This is a genomic window from Rhizobium sp. YAF28 (genome assembly GCF_052113285.1).
Classification (GTDB): domain Bacteria; phylum Pseudomonadota; class Alphaproteobacteria; order Rhizobiales; family Rhizobiaceae; genus Rhizobium.
Genome location: NZ_JBFRCX010000001.1, coordinates 316046 through 333735, shown reverse-complemented (window position 1 = coordinate 333735; position 17690 = coordinate 316046). Strand labels below are relative to the sequence as shown.

Annotated in this window: 15 protein-coding genes and 1 pseudogene; 6 read left to right on the top strand and 10 right to left on the bottom strand. The window is 60.7% G+C overall.

From position 1 onward, the window contains the following. Positions 1–49: 49 nt before the first annotated feature. The 3 genes from AB4Z13_RS01760 to AB4Z13_RS01750 all read right to left on the bottom strand — a co-directional run bounded on the left by AB4Z13_RS01760 (position 50) and on the right by AB4Z13_RS01750 (position 3074). Positions 50–2056: an ABC transporter ATP-binding protein/permease gene (locus AB4Z13_RS01760; RefSeq protein ID WP_442205622.1), complete on the bottom strand. Its 2007-nt coding sequence runs from the start codon at positions 2054–2056 to the stop codon at positions 50–52. Between the two features lie 167 nt (positions 2057–2223). After that, entirely contained in the window at positions 2224–2577 is a 354-nt protein-coding gene (locus AB4Z13_RS01755) for an antibiotic biosynthesis monooxygenase family protein (RefSeq protein ID WP_113322103.1), read from the bottom strand. A gap of 158 nt (positions 2578–2735) precedes the next feature. Further along, positions 2736–3074, bottom strand: a complete 339-nt coding sequence (locus AB4Z13_RS01750) for a hypothetical protein (RefSeq protein ID WP_439015359.1) — start codon at positions 3072–3074, stop codon at positions 2736–2738. Positions 3075–3485: 411 nt separating this feature from the next. Here AB4Z13_RS01750 and AB4Z13_RS01745 point away from each other — a divergent pair, with 411 nt between their 5' ends. Then, positions 3486–5192: an adenylate/guanylate cyclase domain-containing protein gene (locus AB4Z13_RS01745; RefSeq protein WP_439015360.1), complete on the top strand. Its 1707-nt coding sequence runs from the start codon at positions 3486–3488 to the stop codon at positions 5190–5192. A gap of 170 nt (positions 5193–5362) precedes the next feature. Here AB4Z13_RS01745 and AB4Z13_RS01740 read toward each other — a convergent pair whose 3' ends face one another. The 3 genes from AB4Z13_RS01740 to AB4Z13_RS01730 form a co-directional block, all read right to left on the bottom strand. Continuing rightward, complete coding sequence (locus AB4Z13_RS01740) at positions 5363–6271, bottom strand: RNA polymerase sigma factor (RefSeq protein WP_442205621.1); 909 nt, start codon at positions 6269–6271, stop codon at positions 5363–5365. Next, positions 6268–7011 (bottom strand): SDR family NAD(P)-dependent oxidoreductase, encoded by a 744-nt coding sequence (locus AB4Z13_RS01735; protein WP_442205620.1) that lies wholly within the window; start codon positions 7009–7011, stop codon positions 6268–6270. The genes AB4Z13_RS01740 and AB4Z13_RS01735 overlap by 4 nt, the downstream gene beginning before the upstream one ends. A 110-nt stretch (positions 7012–7121) precedes the next feature. Continuing rightward, on the bottom strand, positions 7122–7466 hold the full coding sequence (locus AB4Z13_RS01730) for a hypothetical protein (protein WP_442205619.1): 345 nt from the start codon (positions 7464–7466) through the stop codon (positions 7122–7124). An 82-nt stretch (positions 7467–7548) separates the two neighbouring features. On the opposite strand from AB4Z13_RS01730, the gene AB4Z13_RS01725 reads away from it, so the two are divergent. Beyond that, positions 7549–8514: an MBL fold metallo-hydrolase gene (locus tag AB4Z13_RS01725; protein ID WP_442205618.1), complete on the top strand. Its 966-nt coding sequence runs from the start codon at positions 7549–7551 to the stop codon at positions 8512–8514. 62 nt (positions 8515–8576) lie between these two features. Then, positions 8577–8927 (top strand): DUF2200 domain-containing protein, encoded by a 351-nt coding sequence (locus AB4Z13_RS01720; protein WP_113322109.1) that lies wholly within the window; start codon positions 8577–8579, stop codon positions 8925–8927. Between the two features lie 89 nt (positions 8928–9016). Here the strand turns inward: AB4Z13_RS01720 and AB4Z13_RS01715 are convergent, their stop codons facing one another. After that, positions 9017–9634 carry a TetR/AcrR family transcriptional regulator gene (locus AB4Z13_RS01715; RefSeq protein WP_113322110.1) on the bottom strand — a complete coding sequence of 206 codons (618 nt, stop codon included), beginning with the start codon at positions 9632–9634 and terminating at the stop codon, positions 9017–9019. Between the two features lie 103 nt (positions 9635–9737). On the opposite strand from AB4Z13_RS01715, the gene AB4Z13_RS01710 reads away from it, so the two are divergent. From AB4Z13_RS01710 to AB4Z13_RS01700, 3 genes are read left to right on the top strand one after another with little or no spacing between them, the layout of a single operon-like run. After that, a complete protein-coding gene (locus tag AB4Z13_RS01710; RefSeq protein ID WP_442205617.1) occupies positions 9738–10814 on the top strand; it encodes an efflux RND transporter periplasmic adaptor subunit in 1077 nt (358 codons plus the stop codon). After that, positions 10811–11881 (top strand): efflux RND transporter periplasmic adaptor subunit, encoded by a 1071-nt coding sequence (locus AB4Z13_RS01705; RefSeq protein WP_442205616.1) that lies wholly within the window; start codon positions 10811–10813, stop codon positions 11879–11881. The genes AB4Z13_RS01710 and AB4Z13_RS01705 overlap by 4 nt, the downstream gene beginning before the upstream one ends. A 12-nt stretch (positions 11882–11893) precedes the next feature. After that, a complete protein-coding gene (locus tag AB4Z13_RS01700; protein WP_442205615.1) occupies positions 11894–14935 on the top strand; it encodes an efflux RND transporter permease subunit in 3042 nt (1013 codons plus the stop codon). Positions 14936–15022: 87 nt separating this feature from the next. Here the strand turns inward: AB4Z13_RS01700 and AB4Z13_RS01695 are convergent. From AB4Z13_RS01695 to AB4Z13_RS01685, 3 genes and pseudogenes are all read right to left on the bottom strand, one after another. Next, positions 15023–15130 (bottom strand): annotated as a pseudogene (locus AB4Z13_RS01695) (LysR family transcriptional regulator); the annotation flags it as partial. Positions 15131–15369: 239 nt separating this feature from the next. Beyond that, a complete protein-coding gene (locus tag AB4Z13_RS01690) occupies positions 15370–16377 on the bottom strand; it encodes an MBL fold metallo-hydrolase (RefSeq protein ID WP_310388438.1) in 1008 nt (335 codons plus the stop codon). A 290-nt stretch (positions 16378–16667) separates the two neighbouring features. Continuing rightward, the gene (locus AB4Z13_RS01685) at positions 16668–17606 is read right to left on the bottom strand and encodes a LysR family transcriptional regulator (RefSeq protein ID WP_113322115.1); all 939 of its coding nucleotides are present in this window, start codon (positions 17604–17606) and stop codon (positions 16668–16670) included. Between the last annotated feature and the right edge of the window lie 84 nt (positions 17607–17690).

The window sequence follows — 17690 nt, the reverse complement described above, 5'->3', positions numbered from 1 at the left end:
TCCTGCGGGCCATCTGCGCGAAGGCCTCGATTTGCCGACAAGGCGAATATCACTTTTTCTTCCCGGACAATTCCTCCTTGCCCGAACCCGTGCTGCCTTTCGCCAGGGAGCGTGGATTATCCAGAAAGCGCGCGAGCACATTCCGTTTTCTCTTGCGCGGGATGAGATCGATGTCGCTCACGAGCTTCGCGCCACCCTCGCGCCGCTCCAGGGTGATCTTGCGGCTATGGAAGACCTCGAGCTCGGCGCGATGCGCGACACTGACGATGGTGACCTTGGGCAATTCTTCGATCACCATCTCCATCATCCTGTCCTGGCTCTTCTCGTCGAGCGCCGAGGTCGCCTCATCGAGCACGATGATGTCGGGGTTGTGGAGCAGCAGACGCGCGAAGGCCAGCCGCTGCTTCTCGCCGCCTGACAGGATCTGGTCCCACGGCGCCTCTTCTTCGAGCTTCTCGTTCAGATAGTCGAGCCCGACCTTCTGAAGGGCCGTTTTGATCTCATCCAGCGGCCAGCCGTCGGCGGCCTTGGGATAGGCGACGGCGCGGCGCAGCGTGCCCGAGGGGATATAGGGCCGCTGCGGCAGCATGAACAATTGCCTGTCGGCATGGAAATTGACGCTGCCGCGACCCCAGGGCCAGAGACCTGAAATGGCGCGTACCAGCGTGCTCTTGCCCGAACCGGATTCGCCCGCAACCAGCACCCGCTCGCCCGGCTCGATCTCGACCTGCGTTTCCGTGACCACGGCGGTGCCGTCGTCCAGCGATACGGCGAGATCGTTGAGGCTCAGCATCGCCTCGCCTTCCGTTTCGCCATGCTGGATGCGCCCGAGCGCGTCGCTCTGTTCGGCCCGCTCCAGCCCGTCGAGCGACATCATCAGCGAGGCGACACGACGCGCGCAGGCGTTCCAGTCGGCAAGCCGCGGATAGTTGTCGACGAGCCATCCGAAGGCGGTCTGGACGATGGCGAAGGCTGACGCAGCCTGCATCACCTCACCCAGCGTCATGCTGCCTTCGAGAAATTTCGGCGCGCAGAGCAGCACCGGAACGACAGGCGCAATCAGCATGGACCCATGCGACACGAAGGTCGTGCGCATGTACTGGTGGGCAAGCTGCGCCCATTGGCGGAGCACATTGGTAAACGTCTTGTCGAGGTCGTTGCGCTCCTCCTCCTCGCCGCCGAGAAGCGCGATGCTCTCGCCGTTTTCGCGCACATGCGTCAGCGTATAACGAAACTCGGCTTCCACCTGGTTCTTGACCTCGGAGACCTTGACGAAATGCCGGCCGATGACGGCGATCGTCGTGGAGGTGATCGCAGCGTAGAGCACCGCCGTGACGACGAGAAAGCCGGGAATGGTGATCGACATCCCGCCGATCGGAAGGGTCAGGGCACCGCCGATCGTCCACAGAACCACGATGAAGGTCGAGGCCGAGAGAAAGGCCGAGATGACGCCGGCGGTGAAATCGACGGGCGATTCCGTCGCGATCCGCAGATCCTCGGAAATACGCGCCTCTGGGTTCTTGTGATCGCCGCCGATGAGGTTCAGCTGATAGTAACGACCGTTGGCAAGCCAGCGCGCAATCAGTGCAGTCGCCAGCCAGCGGCGCCAGTGTCGCTGGATCATCATGCGGACATAGACTTGCGACGTCACGAGAACGACACTGCCGGCCACGAGCGGCAGGAAGACGGCGCTGAGATAATAGACGGTGCCGGCATCGTGCCGTTCTATGGCGTCGAATATGCCGCGGTTCCACCTGTTGATCCCATACTGGAACCCGACATTCATGCCGATCATGACCAGCAGCCCGATGGAACACGGCCAAGCAAAGCCATCGCCGCTGCCGCCCCAATAGCCGCGGGCGCTGATCCAGAAACGCTTCAGCAGATATTTCTTGCGCGCCTGCTCGGCCTCCTCCGGTGTCAGGTCCGGATCGGGTTCGATAACATCTGGCGGCGGCGCGACCTCGACAGTCGATGCCTTCCCCTGGGGTGTCTCCTCGGCACCATCAGGCTTGGCGCCGTCGACCGATTTCGGCTTCAATTTTGCGTCGGTCATGCCAGCGAAAACGGATTACCGATCGAAAGGTTTCACGAGCGGGGCCAACCTTAATGCTTGCCGGAAACCGGAAGGTGGACCGAAGGCTTCGACCGGACCGATATGTCGGGGAGAAACCCGAACCAGGACACAATCGGCACGCGAAAATCCGCTATTCGGCGCTTCCATTATGTGGCACTCGCCATCTGTTGGCTCCCGCTGTCAAACCCGTAGGCTCGCTGCACGAGAGCGACGCGAATTTCGTATTTCGAGTACCAGTCTTTGCGGCCTCTTCGTTGTGCTTCAACATGATCGACGACGGCCTTCCATGCGCGGATACTGTCTTCGTCTTTCCAGAACGATACCAGTATTCCGAAGCCATCTGCGCCGCGAGCGCTTTCGAAGCCGAGATACCCCGGTTGTTGACTAGCAAGTTTGGTCATTGCGTAACCAATCTCGCCATAACCATCGTCCAGGTTTGTTCGCTGTGAGGTGAAGCTAACCATATAGTATGGTGGTTCTGGTAGGACGGCTATCTGCATGTGATTTCCTCTGTTTTCGAGGCAGAAGCTACTTGCGCAATCCATTCTCCATCCATTTCGGCAGGACCGCTAAGTCCGCTTTCGGGCCCGAAGCAGATATCCGCTGCCTCCGCCCCTGGAGAGATGATCGGAAGTGGGTGATGCTTGCCCGCAAGAGTTCAGGTTAAAAAGGGCATGATATCCACTCCGTCACCAGGAAACACGGTGATGTGCGGATGGTCCTCGAACATTCGTGCGGCTGCATCAGCGGTTTCCGCCTCGACCACGAGATAGCCGCAGAATGGATTCACGGCTACGGCGACGCCATCCCTGGTTATGCGCGTCGTCTTGCCCACCATGCCACCCCGATCAAGGATGGACGCAGCATGTCTTTCCTCCCACGCCGCCCACTGCGCTATGCCAACGGTGTCGATAGCATCCTGCTCGGCTTTGGGCAGGCTTCGGAAGGACGCAAGGTCTTCCGGCTTCATGGTGTAAACGGCAAGAAAACGCGGCATTGGCGCTACCTCCTATGCTCAATGGTTTGTCAGCTTACACGCCACTCGTCGGAAATCATCCGCGTAGCCCTATAAAAATGGCGGCTTCGAGGGCGAAGCCGCATCTGGAGAGTTAGCCAGAAATGCAGACTTAGCGCCGTTGCAGTTCGGGTCTCCCCCGGAACGCCATTTCGCGAACAGAACTGGGCACTTCGGCCGAAGCCCCGCTCGCCGCCCATCACCAGGCGTTCAAGAACCGTCCGCTTTCCGTGGATACTCATTTCCGTGTCGTCCGCCTCGACGCCGTCGGTCACAAAGAAGGATGACGGCTCGATGGAGGTGGAGATCGCCTGGACATTACCTCTTACCACTTGTTGACTCACCCGCGGTTGAACAATAACTTGCTAACTCAGTCGTTAGGCTTGTCCTCACATGACGGATCAATCTCTTCAGCGTCGCCTTGCCGCCATCGTCGTTGCCGATGTGGTGGGATATTCGCGCCTGATGGAGGCAGATGAAGTCGCAACGCTGGAGAACCTCAGGGAACTCCGTTCTGGCACCATCGAGCCGGCTGTGATGCGCCACAAAGGTCGCATCTTCAAGGTCATGGGCGACGGATTCCTGATCGAATTCGGTAGCGCGGTGGAAGCGGTCGCAGCAGCGTTGGAAATGCAACGGGCCACCGCTGCTGTCGAGGCTTCCGGAGACCGGCGCCTGCTCTTGCGTATAGGCGTCAATCTGGGAGATGTCATTGACGAGGGTTCAGACGTCCTCGGCGACGGGGTCAATGTCGCGGCGCGCCTCGAGAGACAGGCCGCGCCGGGAGGCATCTGCATTTCAGCCAGCGTTTACGGCGAGATCGTCGGCAAGATCGACGACCGGTTCTTTGATGCAGGCGAACGCTACCTGAAGAACCTCACTCGCCCGGTCCACGTGTGGCATTGGCCGGATGCGCTGCAGAGCATATTGCCGCTACCAGAAATTCCCTCGATCGCCGTATTGCCGTTCACGAACATGAGTGGGGATGAAGCGGACGCGCCTTTCGTCGACGGCTTGACTGAAGACCTGATCACCGACCTTTCCCGTACGGCTGGCCTGTTCGTCATCGCGCGCAATTCCGTCTACGGCTACAAGGGCAAGCCGGTCAACGTAAAGCTGGTCGCCCAGGAACTCGGCGTCCGCTACGTCCTGGAGGGCAGCGCCAGACGCGCAATGGGCCGTGTCCGCATCAATGCCCAATTGGTCGACACGCTTGGCGGCCGGCACTTGTGGGCCGAGAGGTTTGACAGGACGCTGGAAGATGTTTTCGAATTACAGGATGAAGTTAACGCCAAGATTGTTGAAGCCCTCGTCGGCCGGCTGACCATCCCGCCGCAGCGCAATCGGCCGAAGAACTTTGAGGCCTACGACCTGTGTGTGCGCGCCCGCCTCTTGACGGAAGAGTCGCCGCAAACTGAGCGTGAGGCCTATATGCTGCTCCAGCGCGCGGTCAAGCTCGAGCCATCCTATGCCGAGGCGCTCGGTCTGCTCGCCTATAACCGTTGGCTGGCCTGGACTCATTTCGGCGAGCCCGAAGATCCCAACCGTCGGATGGCGGTGACATCAGCGCAGAAGGCGGTCGACCTGGATCCCAACGATGCCGGCTGCCGTTACGTTCTGGGGACCATTTTGGCTTATGAGCGGCGATGGGAGGAATCGGAGGCCGCCTTCACCAAAGCCCTCGAGCTGGACCCCAACCACGCCGACACCTGGGCCGCCATGTCGGACATTTCCGTGCTGGACGGCAGGGTTGCCGACGGACTGGCGCAGATCGAAAAAGCCCTGCGGCTCAACCCCTATCCAGCCTGCTGGTATCTTTGTCATCTTGGCCAGGCGCAATACGCCGCGCGTGACTATGAGGCCGCAGCCGCGACACTCCGCAGGGAAGACACGTATCGCACCAACTCACGCAAATTTCTGGCTGCTACGCTTGCGCAATTGGGCCACCGTGAGGAGGCGCGGCGAGAAGCAGAATTGTTCCTGATCGCCCACCCTCATTTCACGATCGCCCATTGGCTCAGCTCCCAGCCGCTGCGCGATGCATCCGTACGAGATCACTTTGTCGACGGTTTCCGAAAGGCAGGCCTGCCGGAGATGTGACAGCGGGTGCGGCCAATCCGACGCGTTCGAGGACTTGATCAACGGATATGCGCTGCGCGAGAACGGCGGTCTGGATCGCAGTGCCAAGCTTCTTCAGACGCTCCACAAAACGCGTCAACCAGCCCGAGTCTCGCATGACTTTTCCGCTGGACCGCCTTGACCAAGGTCGGTCACCGCGATGCGGCCAGCATGACATCAGCACCTTCAATGACATAGGTCGCATAGCGATGATCGCGGATCAGGCTTATCTTTTGTTCCCGCCATTCGAGCAGCATGAAATAGGAAGGACCATCAGACGGTTCGGCTGATACCAGCAATATTTCCCGACCCTCCAGCCAGGCCGGTTCGATCCTGACCGGTGGATATTCGGCATAATAGGTGAAAAACCGACCGACATCGGCGGCACCGGAAATTTCCGGCCGTCGCGCCTGACGAAGCCGAACATCCTGCGCCAGCGTGCGACGCAAAGCGTCCCAGTCTCGGGCGTTGAAGAGCGCTGCAAAGTTCAGGACCTCGGGACTCGGCGGTGGCGGAACCTCGGAGCGCACGTCGGAGATGGCGCGCAATCTCGCCCGACCGCGCGACAGATGGGCTTTGACGGCATCGACACTCAGTTCCAAGAGCGCTGCGATGTCCGCAAGTGACTCTCCCAACACATCCTTGAGGATGACAGCGCTGCGTTGCGGCACCGGCAATTCTGCAAAGTGGCCGAGGGCCACCCGCACCGCGTCCTGCCGGATCAGCGCGTCCTCCGGACCGATGGCGCTGATATCGGCGAGATCAAAGGCCGTCTCAAGGGGCTCCGCCCGGCGTGTACTGCGCTGGCGCAGGGCATCTATGGCTCTGTTATGGACAATGCGAAACAGCCAGGGTCGCAGCGGCGTGTCCGGCGGGATCGAGCCGGCCGTCGCAAATACCCTGGCAAACGCGTCCTGAATCACATCCTCGCCGTCGATCACCGAACCCACCAGACGAGCAGCATAGCGGTGCAGTTCGGGGCGAAGCGCGTCCGCTTCGCTCGCGAGCGCTGCGAGCAGAGTTTTCCTCTCTTCGTCTTCGAGAGCAGCGTCTTCTGTCATTCGATGACCGTCACACCCGTATCCCCACGCACCGCGTAGACCATGGCCTCGGCGAGATCAGTCCTGCCGATCAGGTCGGCGACCATATCGCCAAAAGCCCGCGGCGTCATGTCCGGCCAGGTGGCGGTCTGTTCGGCAAATGTCCGACCCGCCGCCGCGGCATAGGCCGCGATGCCGGTATCTCCCACGCCGGTTCCGGCAAACATCTGCCGGGGAACGATGACCCGGAAGCGCAGACCCAGGCCGAGTTGCGCCGACAGGCCCTCGGCATATTTTGCAATGAACCATTGCGCGCGCTTGGCTCCCGCATAACCGCCCGATAGCGGCGAGCCCTGCACGGCGGCTCCGCTGGAGACCAGCACGACAAGCCCGCCCGGCGTCATCGGCAACGTCAGGGCCGCTTGTACCCAGTGCAGCGCGGCCTTGACGTCCACATTCCAGTTGGTCGTGAATGCCTCCCAGCCAATCCGGTCGATCCGTTCCATGGGCGGTTCCGCACCGGCATTCATGATGACGAGATCGGGTCGCGCCTGCTCCATGATCCGCCATGCCGCGTCGACATCGGTTGCATCAGCCGATATGGCGGTGACGGTCCCTTGCTCGCCTGCCCCCTGCGCGGCCGGCGCATTTCGGGCGACCACGGTGACGTCGGCTGCGCGCGCCACGAATGCCTCGGCAAGCCCCCTCCCCAAGCCGCGGCTCCCGCCGACAACCACAATTCGCTTTCCGTCCAGATTCATCTCTCAGTCCTCATTCGGGTCGGGTCCAACCGTTCGACGACGGTCGCAACTACGACGTTCCAGCGAGGCAAAAAGAGTCACTGCCATCTGCGATTTGTGGCGGCCGGCGTTTAAAGATCTGGCTCGACCGAAATTCGGCGGTGATCGATATCGGCCTGGAACGGAAGCGGCCATGGATTTCGCTCTCCCGAAACAACGGCATCCGCGAAGGCGCGGATGATTGCGCGCAATTTTCTGATATTGTACATTCGCGCAACTGCATTGAGAGCTTCCGTCCGGGGTTTATCATGCGAGGGAGAACAACGATCTGATGGGGCATCTGCGGCCCCCAGGCGCGACGATGACGACCAGAGCGTTCCCATCGCCGGCTCCGCTTTTTCATCTATCAAGCTGATCAAGAAAACAGCACGCTCAAACCGTGCAATCGCCTGCTCTACGGCATGTGCTCCACGCATCCCGAAATCATCACCCCAGGCGGGGAAGCGTCTTCATCCTGACCCCTGCAGCCCCGCCGCCATTCCGGAAAGGACCTGCCAGATGACCCAGGATTTCAGACTTTCCCGTCGCGGGTTTTGTCTCTGCTGCATGGCCGCCTCGACATTCGCTGCATCGGGAGGCTGGCTCACCCCAAGACAGGTATTCGCGAAGGCTCAGGGCATTGTCGACCTGATCCGCGACTCCGCCGCCAAGGACCCGATCAAGGTACATAAGGCAAGGGCCGGCGTATCGATCCTTGAAGGATCGGGCGGAAACATCGCCGTCCTGACGGGGGCGGACGGAAAGGTCCTCATCGATGGCGGCATCACCGCGTCCCGGCCCCGGATACTCGAGGCCCTGGCCCGACTTGGCAAACAGCCGATCAGTCATCTCATCAACACGCACTGGCATTTCGATCATACGGATGGAAACGCATGGCTGAACGCCGAGGGCGCGGCCATTCTGGCGCATGAAAACACTTGCAAACACCTGATGTCAGTCGTGAGGGTCGAAGACTGGGATTACGAGTTCCCGCGACCGCCGCTCGCCGCCGTGCCGTCGGAAACCGTCACCGACGAGATGTCCCTCAAGCTCGACAAATCCACCCTGATGCTGAAGCATCATCCGAATGCTCACACTGATGGCGACATCTCTGTCACCTTCGGCGAAGCAAACATCGTCCACGCCGGAGACCTCTATTGGTACGGCATCTATCCGTTCATCGACTATTCGACCGGCGGCGGGATCGACGGAATGATCAAGGCGGTCGAGGACATCCTGGCCAATGTCGCCAACGACACCATCGTCATCCCCGGTCACGGCCATCCCGTCAGCAACAAGTCGGAACTGACCGATTACAGGACGATGCTGGTCGATATCCGCGGGAACGTCGCCAAACTGAAAGCCGCCGGAAAGCCGATCGACGAGGTCATTACCGCAAAGCCTACGGCCGAGTTCGATGCGAAATGGGGGCAGTTCCTCGTTACCCCCGAATTGTTCACGCGCCTCGTCTATCATGGCGTCTGAAAAGATCGCGCAACGGGAAGCTGTCCGCGCCGTCGCGAGATGCGCAACGTCTGGGAGGAGGCATGACGAAGCATCGTATCTATTCGATCAGCGTCGCAAGCGTTTACCCCCATTATATCGCCAAGGCCGAGAAGAAGGGCCGCACCAAAGCGGAGGTCGATGAGATTATCTGCTGGCTGACGGGGCACAGCCCGGAGAGCCTGGACGATGAGCTGTCGCAGAAAACCAGTTTCGAGGATTTCTTTGCGCAGGCGCCGGCGATGAACCCTTCCCGATCGCTGATAACGGGTGTCGTCTGCGGCGTGCGCGTCGAGGAGATCGAGGAGCCGACCATGCGGGAGATCCGCTACCTGGACAAGCTGGTCGACGAGCTCGCCAAGGGAAAGGCGATGGAGAAGATCCTGCGGGCATAGCGGGCCGCCCCGGCCGCGGCTTCAGCCGATAACTCCGCATCACAGAAGGATAATGGCGGGCTTTAAGTCCGACGACGGTCGCAAGCCGATCAGGCCAACAGTCCGTGCAGCACGAGATCGACATGCGCTTTCACGTAGGCATCTCTGTCCAGAGGCCGCCGCTCGTCGAAGAGGAGCTTGAAGAACAGGAAGGTGATGGCGGGAGCCACGACTGCGTCGGAAAACGCAGCTGGCGCCGAGCGGAATTCGCCAAGCCTTACGCCGTCATCGATGAGGGACTGCATCTGCCAGTCGAGAGGGTCGATGAACGCCTCGTGGTGCCTGTCGACGATCTGGGGGAAGCGCGAACCTTCGGCGATGATGAACCGCATCAGTTCGCGTAACCTGCGGTCCCTGACCACGAGATCGTAGATCAGCTCGATCGTCTTCTCAAGCCGCTCCGTGGCGGTTCCCTTCAGTTCGTTCGCGCTCGCAAGCAGACCTTCCAGCGGCTCCGAAATATGCCCGATCATCGCTTCGAAAAGCTGCTCCTTGGTCTCGAAGTAAACATAGACAGTTCCCTTCGTTACCCCGACCCTGCTGGCTATGTCCTCGACACGCGTCGCCACATAGCCGCTGTCGACGAACTCTTCAAAGGCCGCATCCAGGATCTCTGCGGGCCTGCGGGCCTTCTGCTCGGCACGCGTCAATTTCTTCGTATCAGGCATGGCTCACCTTGAGCGTTTTTTATGGTCGGGCGTCAAGAAATTTTCATTGACTGATTGGTTAGTCAATATTATTCGTCTGCCGAACCGATGCAAGAGGTAAATCATGAAAACTGTCCTTGTTGCCGCCTGGCTGGGCGTCAGCGCAGTCGCGCTTGCCTCATGCGAAAAGCAAAGCGCGAGTGAGGCAAAGCCAAAGAATGTGGAGGCTGTCGTGGCCAAGGTCACGCCAACAGTCGAAAACAACGCCATAACAGGCGAAGTCAGCGCACGCGTCGAAAGCGACCTTTCCTTCAGGGTCAGCGGGCGCATTGTCGAGCGTCTCGTCGATGTCGGCTCATCGGTGAAGGCGGGACAGGTGCTCGCGCGCATGGACGCCGAAGAGCAGAAAGCCGATCTCGGCGTCGCCACCGCCAACCTGCAGTCGGCGACTGCCCAGCAGACGCAGGCCAAGCTCGCGTTCGACCGGCAGCAGAACCTCTTCAAGACGCAGGTCGCGACCCGCGCCGCACTCGATCAGGCCCAGGAAGCGCTGTTGACCGCCCAAGGCGGTGTGAAACTGGCGCAGGCGCAATTCGATACGGCGAAGGACGCGCTCTCCTATACGGAACTGCGCGCCGATGCCGATGGCGTCATCACCGCCAGAAACGCTGAAGTCGGCCAGGTCGCTCAGGCGGCGCAACTCATCTTCACGCTTGCGCATGATGGACCGCGCGACGCCGTCTTCAATGTCTTCGAGTCCCTTTATCTCGGCCGTAACCTCGAAAACACGGTCGCCGTCAGCTCCCTTTCGGCGCCATCTCACAGAATAGAAGCCTCCGTGCGCGAGATCTCGCCCACGATCGACCCGTCGACCGGAACGATCAGGGTCAAGGTGGGTCTCGAAGGCACGGCGGACATGCAGCTTGGCGCACCTGTTGTCGGCTCCTTCCGCTCCGTAGCGCAGGATGCAATCGAATTGCCGTGGTCGGCCATGGCCTCGAAGAGCGGCCAGCCGGCCGTCTGGATCGTCGACCCCGCCTCATCGAGCGTGTCGCTCCACCCGATCGATGTCTCCAACTATGAGACCGGCCGCTTTGCGGTGCGCGCGGGTGTCTCCCCGGGAGACATCGTCGTCGTCGACGGCACGAAGTTCCTGCGACCAGGCGAGGTCGTCGCATATGGCAAGGGAGCCGCAGAATGAATATCCGTATCACAGCCGGCCTTGCGATCGTCGGATCACTGCTGCTGACCTCCTGCCAGAAGCAGGAAGAAGCACATGAGCAGCCGCCGCGTCCCGTCCTTTCCGTTGTCGTCAAGTCGACCGCAGCCTCCGCACTGACCCTGCCAGGCACGGTCCAGGCCAGGATCGAGACCCAGCTGGCATTTCGGGTCCTCGGACGGGTCATCGCCCGCAAGGTCAGCGTCGGCGACGTCGTGAAGAAGGGCGATGTCGTTGCTGCCATTGATCCGCTGGCGCTGGAGCTTGCGGTCAGAAGTTCGCAATCCGAGCTTTCCAATGCGCAGGCGCAGCTCGCGAATGCCGCATCCACCGAGGAACGCCAGCGGTCCCTGCTCCAGAGCAGATCGGGAAGCGAGGCGGCCTACGAAGAGGCCGAACTTGGCCGCAAGAGTGCCGCTGCCGCGGTTGCCAAGGCGCAGGCCAATCTGGACAAGGCCGAAGAGCAGCTCGGATACGCACAGCTCAGGGCGGAATTCGATGGCGTCGTGACGGCGACTTCGGCCGAAGTCGGCCAGGTCGTGGCCGCGGGCCAGAGCATTGCCACCATCGCCCGCCCTGAACAGAGCGATGCGGTGATCGACATACCGGTCGCAAGCTTCGACGGCCTCAAGGTGGGATCGCCCTTCGAGATTGCTCTCCAGCTGGACCCGACCATCCGTGCGAGCGGCGCCGTCAGGGAGATCGCACCGGAAGCCGAGGCGACGACCCGCACGCGACGCACAAAAATAACGCTCATCGATCCTCCCGCCGCGTTTCGCCTGGGCTCGGTCGTAACCGCAACCGCAACCGTCGACGCTCAGCCGACGATCCTGCTCCCCTCCTCCTCCATCCTGATCAAGGACGGAAAGCCGAACGTCTGGGTGGTCGATCCCGCTGCCGCCAAGGTTTCCATCCGCGCGATCGGGATCGACGGAGACGTCGTCGAGGGAGGCTCCGTTCGCATCGCCGAGGGCGTCAGCCCGGGCGAACGCGTCGTCATTGCCGGTGTTCACAAACTAGTCGATGGCCAGCCCGTCAGAGTAGACTGAGGAAAAATCCCCGTGAAAAAATTCAACCTGTCCGACTGGGCGCTCGAACATCGTTCGCTCGTCTGGTACTTCATGATCGTCTTCATTCTGGCTGGCGCGTTTTCCTATATCGGTCTCGGCCGCGAGGAAGATCCCAACTTCACCATCAAAACCATGATCATCCAGGTGCAGTGGCCTGGTGCGTCAGCCGAGGAAGTGACCAAACAAGTCACCGACCGCGTCGAAAAGAAACTCGAGGAACTGGAATCGCTCGATTTCACCCGCAGCGAGACGGTTGCCGGGCAGACGACGATCTTCGTGGAATTGCTGCCGACGACCAAGGCCAAGGATGTGAATGCCATCTGGATGCGCGTGCGCAACATGATCGGCGACATCAAGGGAGAGTTCCCGAGCGGCGTTATCGGGCCGTTTTTCAACGATCGCTTCGGCGATGTCTTCGGCAATATCTACGCCTTTACGAGCGACGGGCTGACACAGCGCCAGCTTCGCGATCTCGTCGAGGACGCGCGCGCAAAAGTGCTGACCGTTCCCAATGTCGGCAAGGTGGACATTATCGGCGCGCAGGACGAGGCCATCTATCTCGAATTCTCCACGCGAAAGATCGCCGCTCTCGGGCTCAACCAGCAATCGGTGATCGAGACGCTGCAGGCGCAGAATGCCGTGACGCAGTCGGGCTTCGTCGACGCCGGTCCCGAGCGCATCGCCTTGCGGGTGAGCGGCCAGTTCACCTCAGAGGAAAGCCTCAAGGCGATCAATCTTCGTGTCAACGACCGCTTCTTTCCGCTGACCGATGTCGCCACGATCAAGCGCGGCTATGTCGATCCGCCCTCCGCGCTGTTCCGTTATAACGGCCAGCCGGCGATCGGGCTCGCGATCGGCATGAAGACCGGCTCCAATCTGCTTGAATTCGGCGAAGCGCTCGACAAGGAGATCGAGCAGGTCACCGCAGACCTTCCCATCGGCGTAGACGTAGAGCGCGTCTCCGATCAGCCCGCCGTCGTGGATGAGGCCGTGTCGGGCTTCACGCGTGCATTGTTCGAGGCGATCGTCATCGTGCTTGCGATCAGCTTCATCAGCCTCGGTGTCCGGGCGGGGCTCGTGGTTGCCATCTCCATCCCTCTTGTGCTGGCGATCACCTTCCTCGTCATGGCCTATACCGGTATTTCGATGCAGCGCATTTCGCTGGGCGCGCTGATTATCGCCCTTGGCCTTCTGGTCGACGACGCGATGATTGCCGTGGAGATGATGGTGGCCCGCCTGGAGGTGGGCGACGATCTCAGAAAAGCGGCGACACACGTCTACACCTCGACGGCCTTCCCGATGCTGACAGGCACGCTGGTGACGGTCGCGGGCTTTATCCCCGTCGGCCTCAATACCAGCGCCGCCGGCGAGTTTACGTTCACCCTTTTCGTGGTGATTGCTGTCTCGCTCCTGGTTTCATGGGTCGTCGCGGTCCTGTTCACACCCTTGCTCGGCGTGACCATCCTTCCGAAGACCATGAAATCGCATCATGAGCAGAAGGGCCGTTTTGCACGCATCTTCGCATGGCTCCTCGGCCTGGCCCTGCGCTGGCGCTGGATAACCATTGGCGCAACGCTGGCAGTGTTTGCCCTCTCGATCGGCGGCATGAGCCTGGTGCAGCAGCAGTTCTTCCCCTCCTCCGACCGGCCCGAACTGATCGTCGACTGGAACCTGCCGCAGAACAGCTCGATTTCGGAAACGAACAAGCAGATGGCCAGGTTCGAAAGCGAGATGCTGGCCAACAACAAGGATATCGACCACTGGACGAGCTATGTCGGCCAGGGGGCTCCCCGCTTCATCCTGTCCTTCGATGTGCAAACGCCCGACGTCTCCTTCGGCCAGACCGTGATCGTCACCAAGGGGCTCGACGTTCGCGACAAGGTGAAAAGCGAGCTGCAGGATTATCTGACGAAAACCTTCCCCGGAACCGATGCCTTCGTAAAGCTTCTCGACATCGGCCCGCCGGTCGGCAAGCCCGTGCAATATCGCGTCAGCGGGCCTGATATCCAGAAGGTCCGTGATCTCTCTCATCAGCTTGCCGGCATCGTCGGCCAGCATCCGCTGCTGTCCAACATGACCTTCGACTGGAACGAGCCTTCGCGCGTGGTCAAGGTCGATGTGCTCCAGGACAAGGCACGCCAGCTCGGCGTCTCGTCGCAGGATATTGCAACGGCGCTCAACAGCATCGTCGAGGGATCGGCGGCCACGCAGATCCGCGATGATATCTATCTCGTCGATGTGATCGGCCGGGCCCAGACCTCGGAGCGAGGTTCGATCGAGACGCTGCAAAACCTTCTGCTTGCCGGCTCCAATGGCAATTCCGTGCCGCTGTCTGCCGTTGCGAATTTCCACTACGAACTGGAGCAGCCGACGATATGGCGGCGCACACGCACGCCGACCATCACCATCAAGGCCGCGGTGGTGGGACCGACCCAGCCGGCAACGATCGTCACCGAACTGCAGCCGAAAGTCGATGAGTTCCGCAAGGGCCTTCCGAGCGGCTATCGTATCGTCGACGGCGGTTCGGTCGAGGAAAGTGCGAAAGCGCAGGGGCCGATCGTGGCCGTAGCACCGCTGATGCTGTTCATCATGGCGACGATCCTGATGATCCAGCTGCAGAGTTTCAGCAGGCTCTTCCTGGTGTTCGCCGTTGCCCCCACCGCGCTGATCGGCGTTGTTGCAGCGCTGCTCTTCAGCAATTCGCCCATGGGGTTCGTCGCAATCCTCGGCGTCCTGGCGCTGATCGGTATTCTGATCCGCAACTCCGTCATCCTTGTTGTCCAGATAGAGCATCTTCGAAGCGAGGGCATGCCCCCCTGGCAAGCCGTCATCGAAGCGACGGAGCATCGAATGCGTCCAATCATGCTGACAGCGGCCGCAGCCACGCTCGCGCTGATCCCGATCTCCAGGGAGATATTCTGGGGGCCGATGGCCTACGCGATGATGGGCGGCATTGTCGTCGGCACGGTCCTGACGCTGCTCTTCCTGCCTGCTTTGTATGTTGCCTGGTTTCGAATACCCCGCGAGGCCTGACAACATAAGGCCCGTCCGGGTCACTCCGGACGGGCCCCCTCCCGCTGACTAAAACGCGTTGCAATCCATCTCGTTAACGCCTCCCTTTCATCCTCCAATATAGGCCGCCAGTTCGTCGGACGTTCCCATCGGAAAGGCTTCCTTCAGATAATCGGGAAAGGCCGATACGCGGGTGCTCAGCAGCCGCCGCGATGGAAGATCCTGATCCTCGGCGCAACCGGCCCCACCGGCCGTCTGATCGTCACCCAGGCGCTGGCACATATCCGCCTCGTCCCTGATGTCCGCAAGAAGACACGGGGATGAAGCGGCGGCGGATTGCGACGAGCATGCCGCTTCGCCGATGATGTGCCGCCGCACGAGTGGCGGCGGCGACCAATAAGCCACATGGTATTCGGTCTGATCCGACATGGCTCGGCGTATGATGCGTTTGGCTGTCAGGCGCCCTGTTGGAAATACTGCAAGGCCGGAGAGATGAACTCGCTGTTTTCCCAAGTCGGATACTTCGCGCGGATCTCGCTTTGGAGATCGCTGACGGAACGCCCACCAGCCCGAACGAGGCTGCGCATCGCCGAGAAGTAGGCGAGCACATCCTCGGCGATTTCCACGCCGCCCAGATTGCCATGACCGGGCACGATCAGCCGTGGTTCGAGGCGCCGAATATCATTCAGGACAATCTCCCACCGCGCGACATCGATGTCGCCTGAGGTGATCATTGGCGGGAATAGAGGAACGATCGGAAACATCCTTTCCTCAAGTAGGTCGCCAGCAAAGACGATGCCTTCCTGGGGAAGGTATATGATCTGGTCACCGGGAGTATGCGCTGTGCCCCAGGTGCGGAATTCGACCATCCGACCGCCAAGGTCCAATACTGCCTGGGCGCCGTCATAAGTTTCATCGGGAGGGGTAAGCACGACGCCGTCCAGCAGGTGCTTCTGCGTAGGCGGAAGAACGCCGGTACGAAAGCCATCAAGCAGTGTCGCACCGGAGCGCTGGAGGTAATCGCGCTGGGTGGCGTTGTAGTAGATTCGTCCGTCCGGTTTGAACACCTGCGCTCCGAAACCGTGCTCGGGATGTGCGTGCGTGACCGTCAGGACGATCTGCCGGCCTGGAGCAAGTTGCCCCGCGAGTCGCATCACCTTCTCTGCGTTTTCGACGCCCATCCCACAATCGACGACGAGCACCTTTTCGCGACCGACGATGATGCCGATATTTGGGACGAGTGGTATCCGTTTGTCAGGCAGGACAAACACGCCAGGCGCCATCTCAGCGGGGAAGCGTGTATCGACGATCGGCATAGGCCGCGCGGCCAGAAGCGGCTGCGCGTCTTGCGCCTGCGCCCCGCCAGGCGGCGAAACGACGGCGGCCAAGCCACCGGCCATGGAGAGCTTCAGCAAGAGCCGTCTATCAACCAGGCTGCTTGTTTTAGGGTCTGCGGGTTCCATCGATTTTCCTCATCTATGTTCCAATCGCGCCACCTCTCCAAATCGGAGAACAGCCGCGTCTGCACATTTTGCAGGATGAGCAGCACCCAGCCATTCGGCAAATTGATTTCCTGTATTTATTGACATCCACGGCCTTTATGATGAGTGCGTGGCGTCGATGCCCTACTCCTGAACTACAGGATTGAATGAATTGAGAAAATTGACGCTTGCAAGATGCCGAGCGTGGTCCTGTAGCGGGCTGGAGCGCGCCCTAAATGCCAGACGTAACGCCCCGAATTATGGGTCGACCGTCAGTCAGCCGTTGAACGGTCACCGAGGGCAGGCAGTGACATCGAGAGGGATGCGATGCAGTCCCTGAACCATCGTTGGGCAGGATGAACATCGTTGCGCCGATGCCATGACAGGACGAACTGGACAGGCTCCAGCTCGAGCGGTAGTGGCAGGATCGAGAGTTCGTGCGAGTGTCCAGATGCGAGAACCACGCCTCCCATCAGCGTCGCGATCATATCGGAACGAGCAATCAACAGGGGCGCTGCGTACATATGCGGGAGCGTCAGCGCAAGACGCCGCTTCAGGCCTTGCTTCGCCAGGGCCGCATCGACTAGTCCAAATCGGTCGTTCTCCGGCGAGACCAGCAGGTGAGAAAGTCCGAGGAACGTCTTGAGGTCGAACGGCGCCGACGCGACGGCGTGCCCTTTTCGAACGATGCAGACGAACCCTTCCTGAAACAGAGGTCGATTGAGAATTCTGCCCGTCGGCGAAGGCGGCACGCCGATGGTGAGATCGACCTCCCCGGAATCGAGCATGCTGATGGCGTCGTCACGCGCCGTGAAGTTGCGGATGCGCAATGTAATCCCTGGCGCCTGTTCGCGCAGGGCTTCAAGAAGACTTGGCAGCAGGACGAAGGTTGGGTGATCGGATAAACCCAGAGAAAAACTGACCGTCGAGGTGGATGGGTCGAAGCCTTGGGTGAATTCAAGCGTCCGCTGAATCTCGGCCAGTGCATGACTGAGCGGCTCGGCTAAATCGAGGGCGCGCGGCGTCGGCTGCAGCCCATTCGGCCCGCGAATAAACAACTCGTCTTTCAATAAGGTTCGTAGCCTTGAAAGGGCCGCGCTCATGGCCGGCTGTGTGCGCCCGATCCGTGTGCCAGCGCGGGTGACGCTTCGCTCGGCCATCAGAGCGTCGAAGGCAACGAGCAGGTTAAGATCGATACCGTGCAAATCCATAGAATGGATAATTACACATACTCAATATCGATTTCAAGCATGACGCGCCGTCGGATAACGTCTTCCCACGCCACATCCTCAGCA

Excerpts from the sequence above, each read along its gene's own strand:
- AB4Z13_RS01760 (WP_442205622.1), bottom strand. The coding sequence starts at position 2,056 with ATGACCGACGCAAAATTGAAGCCGAAATCGGTCGACGGCGCCAAGCCT.
- AB4Z13_RS01755 (WP_113322103.1), bottom strand. The coding sequence starts at position 2,577 with ATGCAGATAGCCGTCCTACCAGAACCACCATACTATATGGTTAGCTTC.
- AB4Z13_RS01750 (WP_439015359.1), bottom strand. The coding sequence starts at position 3,074 with ATGCCGCGTTTTCTTGCCGTTTACACCATGAAGCCGGAAGACCTTGCG.
- AB4Z13_RS01745 (WP_439015360.1), top strand. The coding sequence starts at position 3,486 with ATGACGGATCAATCTCTTCAGCGTCGCCTTGCCGCCATCGTCGTTGCC.
- AB4Z13_RS01740 (WP_442205621.1), bottom strand. The coding sequence starts at position 6,271 with ATGACAGAAGACGCTGCTCTCGAAGACGAAGAGAGGAAAACTCTGCTC.
- AB4Z13_RS01735 (WP_442205620.1), bottom strand. The coding sequence starts at position 7,011 with ATGAATCTGGACGGAAAGCGAATTGTGGTTGTCGGCGGGAGCCGCGGC.
- AB4Z13_RS01730 (WP_442205619.1), bottom strand. The coding sequence starts at position 7,466 with ATGCGTGGAGCACATGCCGTAGAGCAGGCGATTGCACGGTTTGAGCGT.
- AB4Z13_RS01725 (WP_442205618.1), top strand. The coding sequence starts at position 7,549 with ATGACCCAGGATTTCAGACTTTCCCGTCGCGGGTTTTGTCTCTGCTGC.
- AB4Z13_RS01720 (WP_113322109.1), top strand. The coding sequence starts at position 8,577 with ATGACGAAGCATCGTATCTATTCGATCAGCGTCGCAAGCGTTTACCCC.
- AB4Z13_RS01715 (WP_113322110.1), bottom strand. The coding sequence starts at position 9,634 with ATGCCTGATACGAAGAAATTGACGCGTGCCGAGCAGAAGGCCCGCAGG.
- AB4Z13_RS01710 (WP_442205617.1), top strand. The coding sequence starts at position 9,738 with ATGAAAACTGTCCTTGTTGCCGCCTGGCTGGGCGTCAGCGCAGTCGCG.
- AB4Z13_RS01705 (WP_442205616.1), top strand. The coding sequence starts at position 10,811 with ATGAATATCCGTATCACAGCCGGCCTTGCGATCGTCGGATCACTGCTG.
- AB4Z13_RS01690 (WP_310388438.1), bottom strand. The coding sequence starts at position 16,377 with ATGGAACCCGCAGACCCTAAAACAAGCAGCCTGGTTGATAGACGGCTC.
- AB4Z13_RS01685 (WP_113322115.1), bottom strand. The coding sequence starts at position 17,606 with ATGGATTTGCACGGTATCGATCTTAACCTGCTCGTTGCCTTCGACGCT.